This window comes from uncultured Anaerococcus sp. (genome assembly GCF_937934665.1).
Lineage (GTDB): Bacteria > Bacillota > Clostridia > Tissierellales > Peptoniphilaceae > Anaerococcus.
The window spans coordinates 1-15,162 of the sequence record NZ_CALGYW010000143.1; the positions used below are offsets into that span (position 1 = coordinate 1).

15 protein-coding genes are annotated in these 15,162 nt (G+C 37.1%); 13 read left to right on the forward strand and 2 right to left on the reverse strand.

The features are described from left to right. Positions 1-455: methylated-DNA--[protein]-cysteine S-methyltransferase (locus tag Q0410_RS07350; RefSeq protein WP_299035034.1), on the reverse strand; the 455-nt coding region annotated here is incomplete at its 3' end. A 64-nt stretch (positions 456-519) separates the two neighbouring features. On the opposite strand from Q0410_RS07350, the gene Q0410_RS07355 reads away from it, so the two are divergent. From Q0410_RS07355 to Q0410_RS07395, 9 genes are all read left to right on the forward strand, one after another. Continuing rightward, on the forward strand, positions 520-1,821 hold the full coding sequence (locus Q0410_RS07355; protein WP_299035037.1) for a glutamate-cysteine ligase family protein: 1,302 nt from the start codon (positions 520-522) through the stop codon (positions 1,819-1,821). Further along, the gene (radA, locus tag Q0410_RS07360) at positions 1,814-3,181 is read left to right on the forward strand and encodes a DNA repair protein RadA (RefSeq protein WP_299035040.1); all 1,368 of its coding nucleotides are present in this window, start codon (positions 1,814-1,816) and stop codon (positions 3,179-3,181) included. The genes Q0410_RS07355 and radA overlap by 8 nt, the downstream gene beginning before the upstream one ends. Before the next feature lie 93 nt (positions 3,182-3,274). Then, a complete protein-coding gene (locus Q0410_RS07365; protein WP_299035044.1) occupies positions 3,275-3,652 on the forward strand; it encodes an FMN-binding protein in 378 nt (125 codons plus the stop codon). An 86-nt stretch (positions 3,653-3,738) separates the two neighbouring features. Then, the gene (locus Q0410_RS07370; protein WP_299035047.1) at positions 3,739-5,586 is read left to right on the forward strand and encodes a flavocytochrome c; all 1,848 of its coding nucleotides are present in this window, start codon (positions 3,739-3,741) and stop codon (positions 5,584-5,586) included. 89 nt (positions 5,587-5,675) lie between these two features. Beyond that, complete coding sequence (locus tag Q0410_RS07375; RefSeq protein ID WP_299035050.1) at positions 5,676-6,554, forward strand: D-alanyl-D-alanine carboxypeptidase family protein; 879 nt, start codon at positions 5,676-5,678, stop codon at positions 6,552-6,554. 1 nt (position 6,555) lies between these two features. Then, on the forward strand, positions 6,556-7,500 hold the full coding sequence (locus Q0410_RS07380) for a type I phosphomannose isomerase catalytic subunit (protein ID WP_299035053.1): 945 nt from the start codon (positions 6,556-6,558) through the stop codon (positions 7,498-7,500). Continuing rightward, complete coding sequence (locus Q0410_RS07385; RefSeq protein WP_299035056.1) at positions 7,501-7,821, forward strand: beta-N-acetylglucosaminidase domain-containing protein; 321 nt, start codon at positions 7,501-7,503, stop codon at positions 7,819-7,821. It begins immediately after the preceding gene. Continuing rightward, positions 7,812-8,348 carry a beta-N-acetylglucosaminidase domain-containing protein gene (locus Q0410_RS07390; protein ID WP_299035059.1) on the forward strand — a complete coding sequence of 179 codons (537 nt, stop codon included), beginning with the start codon at positions 7,812-7,814 and terminating at the stop codon, positions 8,346-8,348. Before Q0410_RS07385 ends, Q0410_RS07390 begins: the two co-directional genes overlap by 10 nt. Positions 8,349-8,401: 53 nt before the next feature. After that, the gene (locus tag Q0410_RS07395) at positions 8,402-8,764 is read left to right on the forward strand and encodes a hypothetical protein (protein WP_299035062.1); all 363 of its coding nucleotides are present in this window, start codon (positions 8,402-8,404) and stop codon (positions 8,762-8,764) included. 502 nt (positions 8,765-9,266) lie between these two features. Here the strand turns inward: Q0410_RS07395 and Q0410_RS07400 are convergent. Next, positions 9,267-10,709: a nicotinate phosphoribosyltransferase gene (locus Q0410_RS07400; protein WP_299035067.1), complete on the reverse strand. Its 1,443-nt coding sequence runs from the start codon at positions 10,707-10,709 to the stop codon at positions 9,267-9,269. A gap of 139 nt (positions 10,710-10,848) precedes the next feature. Here Q0410_RS07400 and Q0410_RS07405 point away from each other — a divergent pair, with 139 nt between their 5' ends. The 4 genes from Q0410_RS07405 to cysS all read left to right on the forward strand — a co-directional run bounded on the left by Q0410_RS07405 (position 10,849) and on the right by cysS (position 15,030). After that, positions 10,849-11,496: an HAD family hydrolase gene (locus Q0410_RS07405; protein WP_299035070.1), complete on the forward strand. Its 648-nt coding sequence runs from the start codon at positions 10,849-10,851 to the stop codon at positions 11,494-11,496. Then, on the forward strand, positions 11,496-11,981 hold the full coding sequence (locus Q0410_RS07410; protein WP_299035074.1) for a PTS sugar transporter subunit IIB: 486 nt from the start codon (positions 11,496-11,498) through the stop codon (positions 11,979-11,981). The genes Q0410_RS07405 and Q0410_RS07410 overlap by 1 nt, the downstream gene beginning before the upstream one ends. Before the next feature lie 149 nt (positions 11,982-12,130). Then, positions 12,131-13,612 (forward strand): glutamate--tRNA ligase, encoded by a 1,482-nt coding sequence (gltX, locus tag Q0410_RS07415; protein ID WP_299035076.1) that lies wholly within the window; start codon positions 12,131-12,133, stop codon positions 13,610-13,612. Further along, positions 13,612-15,030 carry a cysteine--tRNA ligase gene (gene cysS / locus Q0410_RS07420; RefSeq protein WP_299035078.1) on the forward strand — a complete coding sequence of 473 codons (1,419 nt, stop codon included), beginning with the start codon at positions 13,612-13,614 and terminating at the stop codon, positions 15,028-15,030. The genes gltX and cysS overlap by 1 nt, the downstream gene beginning before the upstream one ends. The last annotated feature ends 132 nt before the right edge of the window (positions 15,031-15,162 follow it).

The window sequence follows — 15,162 nt, forward strand, 5'->3', positions numbered from 1 at the left end:
CAAGTAAGTTCTTCGATTTCAAGGAGTTTCTTTTTGATATTTTTCCCGTAGGCAAAATTTCCTAAAGACCCATCGGATTTTATTACCCTGTGGCAGGGGATAATAATTAAAAAGGGGTTTTTGCCGACAGCTGTACCCACAGCCCTAGTTGACTTTGGTCTAGCTATAGCCTTTGCTATATCTTTATAAGATAAAGTTTTACCAAAGGGGATTTGTAATAAAGCAAGCCAGACTGATTTTTGAAAATCTGTGCCCTCAAGGTCTAAAAGCTCTAGGTGGTCAAAAGTAGTTCTTTTTCCAGCTAGGTAGTCTAAAATTTGCTTTTTAAAGAGAATAAAAATCTCATCTTCTTTACAAGGCTTATCTATTTTATCTACTAATTCTATTTTCTTAATCTTATCCTCATAGGAAATTTTTATAAGTCCAAGAGGCGAGTTAAAAAATCCATATTTCATATCTTTATTATACCATGGTTAAATTTATAAATATTCGTATAATGATAGGAGTAAAGGGGTTATTATGGAGAGATTAGAAAAAATTCAAAAAATTGTTGATGTTATAAAAGCTGGCGAAAAGGACGAAAAAGACTTTAGGCTAGGCTTTGAAATAGAGCACTTTGTTGTAAATAAGGAAACTCTTAAGACCCAGTCATTTTATGGAGAAGATGGGGTTGGAGAAATCCTTCATGACCTAGTTAGCCTAGGATATGAAAAAACAGATGATACAGGTATGGCTTTTTCTGATGGTAATGCTGATATTTCAATAGAACCTGCAGGCCAATTTGAACTTGCCCTAAGAGCCAAGGCTTCTGTAGATGAACTTTTTGAAGTATATAAGACCCACATGCAAAGGCTTATTCCTCTTTTTGAAAAAAGAGACCTACTTTTGCTTACCCTAGGTTATCACCCAAAAAGCAAGATTGATGAGATAAAAATTATCCCAAAATCTCGTTATGACTTTATGTATAAGTACTTTGCCAAGTACGGGGGAGAGTTTGCCCACAACATGATGAAGGGAACCTGCTCTATGCAACTAGCAGTAGATTATAAAGATGAAGAAGATTTCAGGAAAAAATACTTCCTTGCAAGTGCCTTAAGTCCATTTTTATACTCTGTCTTTGACAATGCCCTTATTTTTGAGGGAGAAACCTACATCGATAGAAACCTAAGGCAAACTATCTGGGAGGGCACAGATAGGGATAGGACTGGTCTTTACGATTTTGGTTTTGATCTTGATATGTCCTATAAAAAGTATGCAGAAAAAATCCTTGCTACACCTATGATATTTATGCCAACAGAAGATGGGGAAGTTTATGTTGGTAGAAAAACTTTAGAAGAATTAATGACTGAAGAAAATGCCCAAACCATGATAAACCACGGTCTATCTATAGTTTTTCCTGACGTAAGGGCCAAATCTTATATAGAAATAAGGATGCCTGACAATATCCCATATCCTTATAATATGGCAGCGGCAGCCCTAATTAAGGGAATATTTTTTGTAGAAGAAACCTTTGAAAAAATCTACAAACTTTTTGAGTCAATGACCTATGACGAGGCTCAAAAACTTAAAAATAATGCAAGTAGGATGGGGATTTTTGCCCTATATCAAAACGTAGAAATCTACCAACACGTCCTAGATATTATAGATATCATAAGACCGGTTCTTGATGAAAGTGAAAATAAGTACCTAGATGAGCTTGAAGCCATGCTTGATTTTGGCATAGTTCCAAGAGATATTTTTGCAAAAATTTATAAGGAAGATCCGAAAAGAGCTTGCTATGAATTTTCAGTAAATAGGTTTGTTGAGGCCACCCGTGGCTAAGGTTAAAAAAGCCTACGAATGCAAAAATTGTGGTCATGTGCAAAATGTTTGGGCTGGGCAGTGCCCATCTTGCAAAAAATGGGGCAGCCTTATAGAAACAATCATAAAGGAAGGCAAGGCCGGTAAAAAGGTCGTCTTAGATGAGGAAAAAAAGGCCAAGAAGCTAAAGGAAATTGAAATAAACGAATCAGAAAGGATCCCCTCAGCCTACGAAGAATTTGACAGGGCAGTAGGCGGTGGCCTTGTCCGTGACTCAGTAACAATTCTTACAGCAAGACCTGGTGCAGGCAAGTCTACACTTTTACTTCAACTATCAAAGTCCTATGCAGATGAGGGGCTTAAGGTCCTCTATGTATCGGGAGAGGAAAGCGAAAGTCAGATAAAATCAAGGGCAATAAGGATAATGAAGGAAGAGCCAAAAAATCTTTGGATTCTTTCTACAAACTCGATGGACCTTGCCATTAAGGAAATAAAGGCAACTGGTGCAGATATTGTGATTTTAGATTCCATCCAGACCTTTACCCTCCAAGAATTTGACAACAAGCAGGGCTCTCCTACCCAAACAATTGAGGTTGCAGGTAAGGCAGTAGAGATTGCCAAAAATCCTGATAAGAAGCGTGCCTTTATAATGGTAGGTCATATGACAAAAACAGGGGAAATGGCAGGACTTCGTACCCTAGAGCATTTGGTGGATACAGTTCTAATCTTAGACGGCAGTCCTGATGAAGATTTAAGGGTCCTTACTTCAAGTAAAAACAGGTTTGGAAGGACAGGCGAGATTGGCTTGTTTTCTATGGATGAAGAAGGCCTTGCAGAAATTACAAATCCTAGCGAATACTTTATAACCCAAAGAGATAGTGAAATAGAAGGCTCAGCAATCTCTGTAACCAAGGAAGGATCAAGACTTTTAGAAGTAGAGATAGAATCTTTAGTATCTAAGTCTTTTATGCCCTATCCGCAAAGAATAGGAGATTCCCTAAGGCGTGATGACCTAAACACCCTAATATCTATCCTTCAAGAAAGAGCAGACCTTAATTTATTTGATATGAATGTCATAATAAAAACTACAGGTGGGCTAAAACTTTCAGAACCTTCTGTAAATCTTGCTATAATGATGTCGATAGCATCTTCCTATCTTAAAAAACCAATCTCAGATAAGTCTGTTTTTATAGCGGAAGTAGGCCTTACAGGCGAGCTTAAAAAAGTGCCCCAGGCCAGGCAAAGAGCCAAGGAGCTTGAAAGACTTGGTTATAAGAGCCTATATCTTGCAAAAAATAGCCTAGATCAAAAAGACTTTAAGGATATAAAGATAAAAGAGTTTTCTAATATAAGGGAAGTCATAAAAGAGGTCTTTTCTTAGGAAAATGAGCGTTTTCCTTGAATTTCGTTTGAAATGATAGTATATTTTATGAGTAAATACAGTTCAAACAGAATTTTTTACAAGGAGAGTAATATGAAAAAGAATATATTTGTAGTTGGTGCTCTTGCACTAGCACTTACAGCTTGTGGAAACTCAGCTGATAAATCAGCAGAGGAAGCGGCAACAGACGCACCAGCAGCAGAAGAAACAGTTGAAAAAACAGGTACAGCAACAGCTGCAGGTTATGGTGGAGATATCAAGCTTACAGTTACTATGGAAGGCGATGAAATCAAAGACATCGTAGTTGATGAACACGAAGAAACAGAAGGAATCGGCGCAGACGCTCTTCCAGAACTAATTGATGCAGCAAAAGCAGCAAACAGCGCTGATATCGACAATGTTTCAGGGGCAACAGTTACAAGTGAAGCATTCAAAGCTGCTCTTAAAGACGCAATGGATGCTGCAAAATAATAAAGATAAAACATATAAGGCTATCTACGGATAGCTTTATATTTTTCCTTTATTTGCCTATAAAACATACATAATAAGGAGTACATATGAATAAATACAAGTCAATCGCTATGGCCCTTGTCATGACAATGGCACTTGCGTCTTGCGGTAATACAGCCACAAAGACAAAAGAAGGAATCAAAGAAGAAGTTAAACAAGACGAAGTAAAACAAGAAGAAACAACTGATGGAGAAAAAGAAGTAGAAAATACAACAGACCTTGCAGCTCTTGATGGTGAATTTGAGGGATCTGCAAAAGGCTATGGCGGAGACATCAATGTAAAAGTGACTATAGATAAAGGTGTAATCACAGCTATTGATGTTGAAGAAAATGAAACAGGTGCTGTTGGTGGGGCAGGTATTGAAATAACCAAAGAGAGAGTTATTGCTCAGAATACAACAGACCTTGATAACATCTCAGGAGCTACAGTTTCATCTGCTGCATTTTTATCTGCAGTCAACAATGCTATAAAAGAAGTTGGGGCAGATCCAGCTGACCTAGTAGCCAAAGAAGATAAGATAGGTAGAGAAAGTGAAATTACAACTGACACAGTCATAGTAGGGGCAGGTGGTGCAGGCCTTTCTGCAGCTATCCAAATGGCCCAAGACGGTAGAAATGTATCAGTTATTGAAAAAGCAGGAATCACAGGTGGTAACTCATCCCTAGCATCAGCAGGCATGAATGCAGCCGAAAGTAAACTACAAAAAGAAGAAGGAGTAAATGATTCAGTAGAACTTTTCGTAGAAGATACTATGAAGGGTGGTCACAACATAAACAATAAGGACTTAGTAGAAATCCTTGCAAAAAATTCTTCTGATGCAGTTGACTGGCTAGAAGACTTAGGTGCGCCACTTAAGCAGCTAAAATTTGCAGGTGGACAAAGTGAAATGAGAACCCACGCTCCAATAAATGACGAAGGTAAGTCCATACCTGTAGGTGATTACCTAGTTCAAAAGCTTACAGAAAAAGCCAAAGAGCTTGGAGTATCAATTGTCTATGACGCAAGGGTCGACAAAGTTTTAATGGATGACGGAAGAGCTGTAGGGGTAGAAGCATCTTACAAGGACGGCGAAAAGCTAAAAGTCAACGCTGGTGCAGTTATAGTTGCAACAGGTGGTTTTGGTTCAAACCAAGACATGGTTGTAAAATATAACAAGGACCTAGAAGGCTATGTATCAACAAATGCTAAGTCAATCGAAGGTGACGCTGTAGAATTTTTAGAAGAAGTTGGGGCAAACTTCATAGATATGGATCAAATCCAAATCCACCCAACTGTGGTACAAAAAGACGGTTCTCTAATATCTGAAGGTCTTAGGGGAGAAGGAGCTATCCTTGTAAACCAAGACGGCAAGAGATTTGTAAATGAACTTGAAACAAGAGATTTCGTATCAAAGGAAATCCTAAGTCAAAAAGACCCATCAGCATGGCTAATAGTAGACCAATCAATGTTTGACCAATCTGCAACAATTGCTAAGTATTTTGACAAGGGACTTCTAACAAAATGTGATGATTACAAGGCTCTTGCAGACCTAATCGGCACAGACGAAGCAACTATCAAAGAAACAATCGAAGGCTGGATTGAAACTGTTAAAAATAATGAAGATAAGGAATTTGGCAGAGAAGGAATGGATGAAACAAGATCTGACTTATCAGTAGCTCCTTACTACGCAGTTCAAATCTCACCAGGAATCCACCACACCATGGGCGGAGTAGAAGTAAATACAAACTCTGAAGTAGTGGGTAAGGATAGAAATCCTATCCCAGGCCTATATGCAGCAGGTGAAGTCACAGGTGGCATCCACGGAGCCAATAGACTAGGCGGAAACGCTATAGCAGATATAGTAGTATTTGGTAGAAATGCAGCAAAACACGCTGAAGATTACCTAACAAATTAAATTTTTAGAGTTCCAAGCGGGGCTCTTTTTTTAAGCATAATTACAAAAATTGTAATGGTTAAAGGTCAATATTAATGTAAAATAGAAGTATGAAAAGGATAAAGAAAATAATACCCCTAGGTCTTGCAATAATTGTTGCACTTGGACTTTTTTGCGGGTGGAAAAAATATAATAAAAAGAAAAACGATAGCAAGTATATATCAAAGGCGGTCTATCTTTACAATTTGACTGACGATAAGGAAGTTCTTTCAAAAAACGAAAATGAAAGGCTTCCTATGGCCTCTCTTACAAAAATCATGACTGTAAGGGTGGCCCTAAAGCACATAGAAGATCTAGGCGAGACAGCTCCCGTTGATCTAGGTGCCTACTATAGGGCTGTTGACATGAACGCATCAATGGCAGGTTTTTTTGGAGGAGAAGCCACTACTTTTAGGGACCTACTTTACGCAACTATACTAAAATCTGCAGGAGAGGCTGCAGATAGTCTAGCTATGAACATATCAGGCTCCATGGATAATTTTGTAGCCCTAATGAATAAGGAGGTAGAAGATTTGGGTCTTAAAAATACTTCTTATGCCAATGCTGACGGTATGGATGATCCAGGAAACTACCAGTCCGCTAAAGATTGCGCTATGCTTATAAAAGATAGTTCAAATGATGGCGATTTTAGGTCGATTTTTACCAAAAGAGACTTTGTCACAAGTCCAACAGCTGACCACCCAGATGGAGTCTACTTAGAATCTACCATCTTTAGCCACCTTAGAAAATACGAGCAAAATGGTTTTGAAATCCTAGGAGGAAAGTCTGGGACAACCGATAAGGCAGGGCTTTGCTGGGCAACCCTTGCAGTCAAAAATAACAAGGAATATATCTTAGTTGTTATGGGAGTACCTTACGATGACATAGACAACCTAAATGACGGACACATCGAAGAAACCTTGAGGATTTATGAGAATATAGGAGATTAGTATGGATAAAATTTTATTTTTAGAAGGCAAATTTTCAGAAAAAATATGGGGAGGGTCAAGGCTAAAAACTGAATACGGCTATGATATACCCTCATCTAAGACAGGGGAATACTGGGCGATTTCAGGTATGGAAGGATCTTCTTCTGTGATCACTAATGGTAAATTTAAAGGCAAGTCATTAAGAGAAGTCTATAAAAATAAGCTAGACCTTTTTGGCAATTCTAAGGAAAAAGACTTTCCTCTTTTAGTAAAGATAATAGATGCGGCAGATGATTTATCAATCCAAGTCCACCCAGACGATGAGATGGGAAAAAGATTAGAAAACTCCAAAGGCAAGACAGAGTGTTGGTATATCCTAAATGAAAAGCCTGCTTCCATTATTTTTGGCCTAAATGTCAAAACTAAGGAAGAAGCTATTAGGCTAATTGACGAGAGAAGGTGGGAGGAGCTTTTAAGGGAAGTTCCTACAAAATGTGGTGACTTTTTCTTTGTAAGGGCAGGTACAGTCCATGCTATCAAAAAAGGCTCTCTAATTCTAGAAATCCAACAAGCATCAGATATCACCTATAGGCTCTATGACTACGATAGAAAAGATGCTGATGGAAATCTTCGTGACCTCCACCTAGAAAAGTCTAAAGAAGCTATAAAAATTTTGCCAGAAGAAAATGAGATAGAAGAAATAAATAAAGGTGGCTTTATAGAAAAAATCTTGACTTCTAATGAATATTTTGAAGTAAGAGAATTTGAAATCGAAAATGAGGCAGAATTTAAAAGAGAAAAGCCATACCTATTAGAAACTGTAGCCCATGGCGAAGGGAAAATTATTATAGAAGATGAGTCCTACCCAATAAAAAAAGGCGACTTTTTTATCCTAACAAACAAGGCGACAACTTATAAATTTAAAGGAAAACTCACAATCGTAGAATCTGATCCATTGGAGAATTAAATGAAAAAAGGAATTATAGAAGGTTTTTATGGGATACCGTGGACCTTTGAAGAAAGAAAGTCTATTATAAATTTCCTAGCCCAAATAGGAATGAATCAATATATTTATGCACCCAAAGATGATCCTTTTCACAATAAAAAGTGGAGAGAGCCTTATCCAAAAGATCAACTTGAGAAAATCAAGGTCCTAGCTGACCTTAGCAAAGAAAATGGCATAGACTTTACTGGGCCATCCATCCAGGTTAAAATCCCTTTGATTTTGATAAATATGAAGAAGAAATCGAAAAGATTTTTGCCAAATATGGATCCTTATTGGAAGTAGGGGTTAAGTCTTTTGGCTTGTGCATGGATGATATTGATAAAAATATCGCTTTTGAGAAAAGATTTGACCACATGAAGCTCATCAAGGACTTGGCAGATTTTGTCTATGATAAAACCGGAGAGAATCTCTACTTTGTCCATCCTTGGTACAACGATGACTGGATAGATGAAAAAGGTTACGACTACGAAAAACTCCTAAAAAATATAGAAAATATTAATATAATGTGGACAGGAAACCAGGTAGTAGCCCCAATTCCTCATAAATCCAATGAAAAATTCACCGAAAGAATCGGGAAAAAGCCCTACATCTGGTTTAACTGGCCGGTAAATGACTATAGGCCAGATGAAATTTTTCTAGAAGTCTTTGAGTTTTATGACTCAAGAGAGATAAATTTTGAAGGCTTTTACCTAAACCCAATGAACCAGGCTGAAACATCCAAGATTTCAATCTACGAGGCTAATGAATATTTAGAAGATTCAGAAAAATACGAACTGAAACAGCATTCAAAAAAGCACTTAAAGACCTAGAACCTAGTGCCTTTAAAGATTTAATAAAAATCGCGCCAAGCTTTTATAGCTCCTTGGTCTACGAAAGAACCGAAAGCAAGAAATTTACAGAAGATTATGAAATAAAAGCTGCCTTCAATGAGGAAAATACAGAAAAACTAAAAAAACTCCTAGAAGAGAAGTTAAAAAGGATAGAAAATTACCAAAAAAATTATTCAAATGAGGCGCTCTACAAAGAAATAAAGCCTTTTGTAACAAGCTTAAAACTCCTAAGCAAGGCAACCCTGGAAAAGCTTGATGAAAACAAAAAAGAAGCTCAAATCCTTTATGAAAAAGCAAAAAATATAAAAATTGAGATTTTAAAAGAAGATGGTCTTGATCAAATAAAAGTGAAAACTAGCGGGGTAATTGAAGAGATTTACGGAGGACTAGGCTAGGGATAGCAAGAGGACTTAAAGAGTATATAAAATTTATACACAAGCAAGGCTAACTGGTTAAAGCGCTCTTTTATAGATATGGGTATTTTAAATTAACCTCTGATAATAATTATTTTGAATTAATAACCGTGAACTACAGATCCATCAATAGAAAAAACTATAGAGCTCTCTCACATTCGTTCGAAACGAATTTCTGGGATATTTACTTAAAAATAGAGTAGATACAATATGCCAATATACAAAAGCAAAACCATAAGAAATCTTTGTTATTATTTGTACATTAAGATTAGGGCTCACATCTTTTAAGCAATAATTTCTAATCGGAGGCCCAGTAAAGAAAACTTATCTAAGTAGAATAAAAATTTATAATATAAGATCCAAGTTAATAATGAAGACATATAAAATAATCCTGGATTAGTATCCTAGCCTCATCTAGTGAAAAAATCGCCTTGATAAATATAAAGGCCAGACAAATTACTTTGTCTGGCGATTTTTTTATTTATTATTTTGATTTTGCTTCTAAAATTAGTTTTTGTTTGAGGTTCCAAAGTTTTTGGGAAAGGTCAACGTAATAATTGTGTGGGGTGTCATATCTTTTTACCTCATCCCATAGACTTGCGACTTCTTTTTTCCTATAGTCAGCTATTTCATCAAGGCTTGGTTCGTCATAAACAAGTTCGCCGTCTTTAAAGATAGGAACTTGCATTTCTCTTGCAGTATAATTTTTCATCTTTTTCATCTTCCAGGTGAAAAGCGGGTCGAAGATTACAAGAGGTTCGCTATCATCAATTTTTTCATCTCTTATGGCTATATAATCAGCTTCAGCCTTGCCTGTTTCTTTATCGTAGAGCCTGTAAACTTTTTTAAAGCCTGGGGTTGTAATTTTTTCCACGTTTTCAGAGACTTTGATTTTTGCCTCAAGGTCACCGTCTTTTTCTATAGCGACAAGCTTATAAACTCCACCAAAAACTGGGTCAGACTTGGCTGTTATAAGTCTTTCTCCTATACCAAAGGAGTCAATCTTTGCTCCTTGGGCTAGGAGGGATTCGATTTTAAATTCATCTAGGGAGTTTGAGGCAACTATGGTGAAGTCATGAAATCCATTTGCGTCAAGTCTTTTTCTAACTTCTTTTGAAAGGTAAGCGAGGTCTCCTGAGTCAATCCTAACTCCGCCTGTAAGTCCCTTTGGTACAAGTTCTTCCTTAAAAATCTTCATGGCATTTTCAAGGCCTGATTCTAGAGTATCGTAGGTATCTATTAATAATATGCAGTTTTCTGGATACATCTTTGCATAGGTTTTAAAGGCTTCATATTCTGTATCGAAGGCTTGAATCCAAGAGTGGGCCATGGTTCCAGATGCCCTAAAGCCGTATTTCTGAGCTGAATATGAATTGGATGTAATTGGTGCTCCACCGATATAGGCTGCCCTTGCTCCTGTGATAGATGCGTCAGCTCCTTGAGCACGTCTTGCCCCAAATTCCATTACTAGCCTATCGCCAGCAGAGGAGACAATCCTATTTGTTTTTGTTGCTATTAGTGAATTAAAATTCATTGATAAAAGCAGGTAGGTTTCAATTATAGAACATTCTATGATTGGTGCCTTGACTGTAACTATCGGTTCTCCAGGAAACATAACTGATCCTTCAGGAAAGGCATAGACGTCTCCTGTAAATTTGAAGTTTCTTAAATAGTCTAAAAATCCTTCGGAAAAATCTCCTTGAGACTTGAAAAATTCTATGTCTTCTTCTGTGAAGTGGAGGTTTTTGATATAGGATATTATATCATTAAGACCTGCAAAAATAGCGTAACCACCACCATCTGGGTTTTTCCTATAAAAGGCATCAAAGACAGCGGTTGTTTCTTTCATTCCGTTTTCGTAATAACCATTGGCCATAGTAAATTCATAAAAATCACTAAGCATGGTTAGGTTTCTTATTTCTTTCATAAACTCCTTCTTATACTTTCTTATCGGTATTTTTTTCTTATCTATATTTATACCCTAAAAGCAAAAATTTTCTTTAAATATTTATTTATAGGCAAATTTTCAAAGAAAAGTACAATAATAGAAAAAAGTGAGGAGAGATATGTATATATTTGATATAGATGGTACCTTGTTATACACAATAGATACCATAGCTTATTTTATAAATGAAACTTTAAAAATCTTTGGCTTGGATTCCTGTCCAAAGGATAAGGTAGAAGCCTTTGTAGGGAATGGCCCGGTTGTTCTTTGCGAGAAAACTCTTGATTATGTGGGAGCAGATAAGGATCCTAAATTTAGAAAGGACTTCCTTGATACTTACAACAAGGCCTACGATGATAACCCTGCCTATTTAACTAAGGCCTACGACGGGGTAAAAGAATCCCTTTATGAGCTTAAGAAAACTGGTAAACCCCTAGTTTGTTTTTCTAATAAGCCAGATGAGACTTGTAAAAAAGTCATCCCTGCAGTTTTTGGTGAAGGGTTTTTTGATGATATCCTAGGTTTTAGGGGAGACTATGAGAGAAAGCCATCGCCAGCAGGGATTATGATCCTAAAAGAAAAGTTTGGTGTTGAATTTTCTGATATTATTTACTTTGGCGATAGCGAAGTAGATATGAAATGTGGGAAAAACGCAGGAATCTTTACTGTTGGGGTTTCTTGGGGCTTTAGAAATAGGAAGGTCCTTGAAGATGAAAAACCAGACCTAATAATAGATGATCCAAGTGAGCTTGTTATAAGGAGAGCCTAATGGGAAAGATAGGCTTAGCAAGAGTTGACTCTAGGCTTGCCCATAGTCAGATGGTAAAAATGTGGGGCGAAAAATATGGCCTAAAAAAAGTGATTATAGCAAATGACCTTACAGCAAGCGATTCTATAAGAGTCGAAGTAATGGACCTTACTGTTCCAGAAGAGATAGGGTCTTTTTATTTAAAAGTGGCGGATGTAGGGGATTTTCTTAAAAAAAACGAAGGGTCTTACCTACTTTTGCTAGAAAGTACTAGCGATTTAGATAAAATCCTCGACCAAGGTATAAGGATAGAAGAAGTAAATCTTGGTATCATCCACTTATCCAAGGGCAAAAAGTCTTTAACAGAGCTTGTAGCCTTAGATGATGAAGATTTGAGGATACTAAAGAAAATCAAAGATAAGGGTATAAAAATTTCTGTAAAGAAACTTCCTCAAGACCTAGATGAAATTGATAAATTAGAGATTAAATTTAGGGAAAAATATTAAAAAGACCTTGACAAGGTTGATTTTTGTAGTAATAGATGTTATAATTAGATAAGTTAAGGTTAAGTTTGTGGGGGAAGTTTTACTTCCCTTATTTACTTAGCTATCCAAATGAGAATTTGAAAATGAATTTATATAAAAAGGAGTTATAAATGAGTGAAGTTAGAGTAAGATTTGCACCATCTCCAACAGGATATCTGCATATAGGTGGCCTTAGGACAGCCCTATTTAACTACCTATACGCAAGACACACTGGCGGTAAGATGATTTTAAGAATAGAAGATACAGACAGGACCAGATTTGTAGAAGGAGCCTTAGAAAATCTACTTAAGGCCCTAGATTGGTCTGGAGTTGAAATTGACGAAGGTGTCATGCTTGATGAAAATGGTCTTGTTACAGAAAAAGGTGACTTTGGCCCATATATCCAATCTGAAAGGGTAGAAAAAGGCATCTATGATAAATACATCGAAAAATTAATTGAAGAAGGCAAGGCTTACTACTGCTTCTGCTCCCAAGAAAGAGTTGATAAGGTTAGAGATCAAATGAGAGCTGACGGTCTTACACCAAAATACGACGGCCTTTGCAGATCTATTCCTCTAGAAGAAGCAAAACAAAGAGTTGCAAATGGGGAAGAGCACACAGTTAGACTTAAGCTTCCAAAAGACTATGAAATTTCCTTTGAAGATAGAATTAAAGGTAAGATTAGCTTTAATACTGATGACCAAGACGACCAAGTCCTTATAAAAAGAGATGGTTACCCAACCTACCACTTTGCGGTAGTAGTAGATGACCACTTGATGGGTATTACCCACGTAGTTCGTGGAGATGAGTGGATTTCATCAACACCAAAACACGTTTACCTATACGAAGCCTTTGGCTGGGATGCTCCAGAATATATCCACCTACCTACAGTTTTAAATAAAGACCACAAAAAATACTCAAAGAGAAACGGCGACGGCATGGTAGAAGACTTTATCGAAGAAGGTTACATGCCAGAAGGCCTTATAAACTTCTTATCACTCCTAGGTTGGTCACCAGATAGCGAAGAGGAAATCTTCACTATAGAAGAACTTGCTAAACAATTTGACTTTGACAGGGTAAATAAGACTGGTGCTGTTTTTGACAAGAGAAAACTAGACTGGGTAAACGGACATTATGTAAGAGAATTATCTGCCGAAAAGCTTGCAGAAGACATCAAGCCTTACATGGTAAAGTCAGGTCTAATTGACGACTCTTATGATCAAGACAAACTAGTTTTACTTGCGGAAACTTGGCAATCAGCTATAGATAAGTTCTCAGATGCACCAGAACTTGCTAAAAATTACTATATAAAAAGCGAAGACATCGACTTTGATGAAGACGCCAAAGAAGCAATTTCAACTGACGATGCCAAGACCCTCTTCAATGCCTTTTTAAACAAACTTGAAGAAGTTGATGAAATTGATGCTGATTTTGCCAAATCAGTTATGAAAACTATCCAAAAGGAAACAGGTATTAAGGGTAAGAACCTATGGTTCCCAGTAAGGGCTGCAGTAACAGGATCAGTTCACGGACCAGACCTTTCAAATGCCTTTTTAATCATGGGCAAGAACCTAGTTAAGGATAGACTTGAATACGCAAGGGATAATTTTTAATGAAGATTTATAATACTCTTAGCCGCTCTAAGGAAGTATTTAAACCAATAGAAGAAGGAAAAATCAGGATGTACGTCTGCGGACCTACAGTCTATGATTATATGCATATAGGTAACGCTAGACCCCTGGTAGTCTTTGACACCTTTAGGCGTTTTGCCCAGTACAGGGGTTATGATGTAACCTATGTAGTAAACTTTACCGATGTTGATGATAAGATTATAAAAAAATCTATCGAAGAGGGAATAACCACCAAGGAAGTTACAGACCGCTACATTGCCCAATATATGACAGATGCCAAGGCCCTTAACCTTGACGAGGAAGATACTATCCACCCAAGGGCAACCGAGGTAATGGATGATATCATAGACTTTGTAAAGGGTCTAATTGATAAGGGTATGGCATACGTTTCAGATGGCGATGTTTACTTTGACGTAAGTAAAAAATCTGACTACGGAAAATTATCTCGTAAAAACCTTGAGGATTTAGTTCACGGTGCAAGCCAAAGACTTGATGATAAAGATGCTGGTAAGAAGAAAAATCCAGCAGACTTTACCCTTTGGAAGAAAACTAAACTAGAAGGCGAAGTCGCTTGGGATAGCCCATGGGGTAAGGGTAGACCTGGTTGGCATATAGAATGCTCTACCATGAATAAGAAAATCCTTGGAGATACCATAGATATCCACGCTGGCGGGGAAGATTTGGAATTTCCTCACCACGAAAACGAAATCGCCCAATCTGAAGGCCTAAATGACGTGACCTTTGCCAACTACTGGATGCATAACGGCATGATCCAGGTTAATGGTTCAAAGATGAGTAAGTCAGTTGGAAACTTCTTTACCCTCGATGATATCAAGAAGGAATACGACCTAATGACCATTAGGTTTTGGCTTTTAACTACTTCTTATAGGCAGCCAATTAACTTTACCAAGGAAATAATTGACCAAGCCCAAGCCTCCCTAGATAGGCTAGACAATGCTTATTTTAAGGCAGAAGAGCTAGTGGGAAATGCAAGCGATAAAGAAATTTCAGATAGAGAAAAAGACTTACTTCAAACCCTAGAGGCTAAGGAAGATGAATTTATAAGGGTAATGGAAGATGACCTAAATACAGCAGATGCCATTACAGTTTTATTTGACCTAGCTAAGTTTATAAATACCAACCTAACAACTGATTCTTCAAAAGACTTTGTAGAAAAAACCTTTAAAACCTATGCTAGACTCTTTGACGTTTTAGGTTTAATTGCCAAGAAAAAGGAAGCAGAAGTAGATGAAGCTTTTATAGAAGAAAAAATAGCAGAAAGAAACGAAGCTAAGAAAAATAGAGACTTTGCTACAGCTGATAAGATTAGAGATGAGCTTAAAGATATGGGCATTATCCTAAAAGATACCAGAGAAGGTACCAAGTGGGAGATAGGCTGATGGATAAGATTTATGGTAGAAAACCTGTAATTGATGCCATTGATTCAGGAGTTACAATCTATAAGGCCTATATAGTAAAGCAAAAATCTAAGATTGTCGAAGAAATTATTACTAAGCTAAAGAAAGCTAATG

Excerpts from the sequence above, each read along its gene's own strand:
- Q0410_RS07355 (WP_299035037.1), top strand. The coding sequence starts at position 520 with ATGGAGAGATTAGAAAAAATTCAAAAAATTGTTGATGTTATAAAAGCT.
- Q0410_RS07365 (WP_299035044.1), top strand. The coding sequence starts at position 3,275 with ATGAAAAAGAATATATTTGTAGTTGGTGCTCTTGCACTAGCACTTACA.
- Q0410_RS07370 (WP_299035047.1), top strand. The coding sequence starts at position 3,739 with ATGAATAAATACAAGTCAATCGCTATGGCCCTTGTCATGACAATGGCA.
- Q0410_RS07375 (WP_299035050.1), top strand. The coding sequence starts at position 5,676 with ATGAAAAGGATAAAGAAAATAATACCCCTAGGTCTTGCAATAATTGTT.
- Q0410_RS07380 (WP_299035053.1), top strand. The coding sequence starts at position 6,556 with ATGGATAAAATTTTATTTTTAGAAGGCAAATTTTCAGAAAAAATATGG.
- Q0410_RS07385 (WP_299035056.1), top strand. The coding sequence starts at position 7,501 with ATGAAAAAAGGAATTATAGAAGGTTTTTATGGGATACCGTGGACCTTT.
- Q0410_RS07400 (WP_299035067.1), bottom strand. The coding sequence starts at position 10,709 with ATGAAAGAAATAAGAAACCTAACCATGCTTAGTGATTTTTATGAATTT.
- Q0410_RS07405 (WP_299035070.1), top strand. The coding sequence starts at position 10,849 with ATGTATATATTTGATATAGATGGTACCTTGTTATACACAATAGATACC.
- Q0410_RS07410 (WP_299035074.1), top strand. The coding sequence starts at position 11,496 with ATGGGAAAGATAGGCTTAGCAAGAGTTGACTCTAGGCTTGCCCATAGT.
- gltX (WP_299035076.1), top strand. The coding sequence starts at position 12,131 with ATGAGTGAAGTTAGAGTAAGATTTGCACCATCTCCAACAGGATATCTG.
- cysS (WP_299035078.1), top strand. The coding sequence starts at position 13,612 with ATGAAGATTTATAATACTCTTAGCCGCTCTAAGGAAGTATTTAAACCA.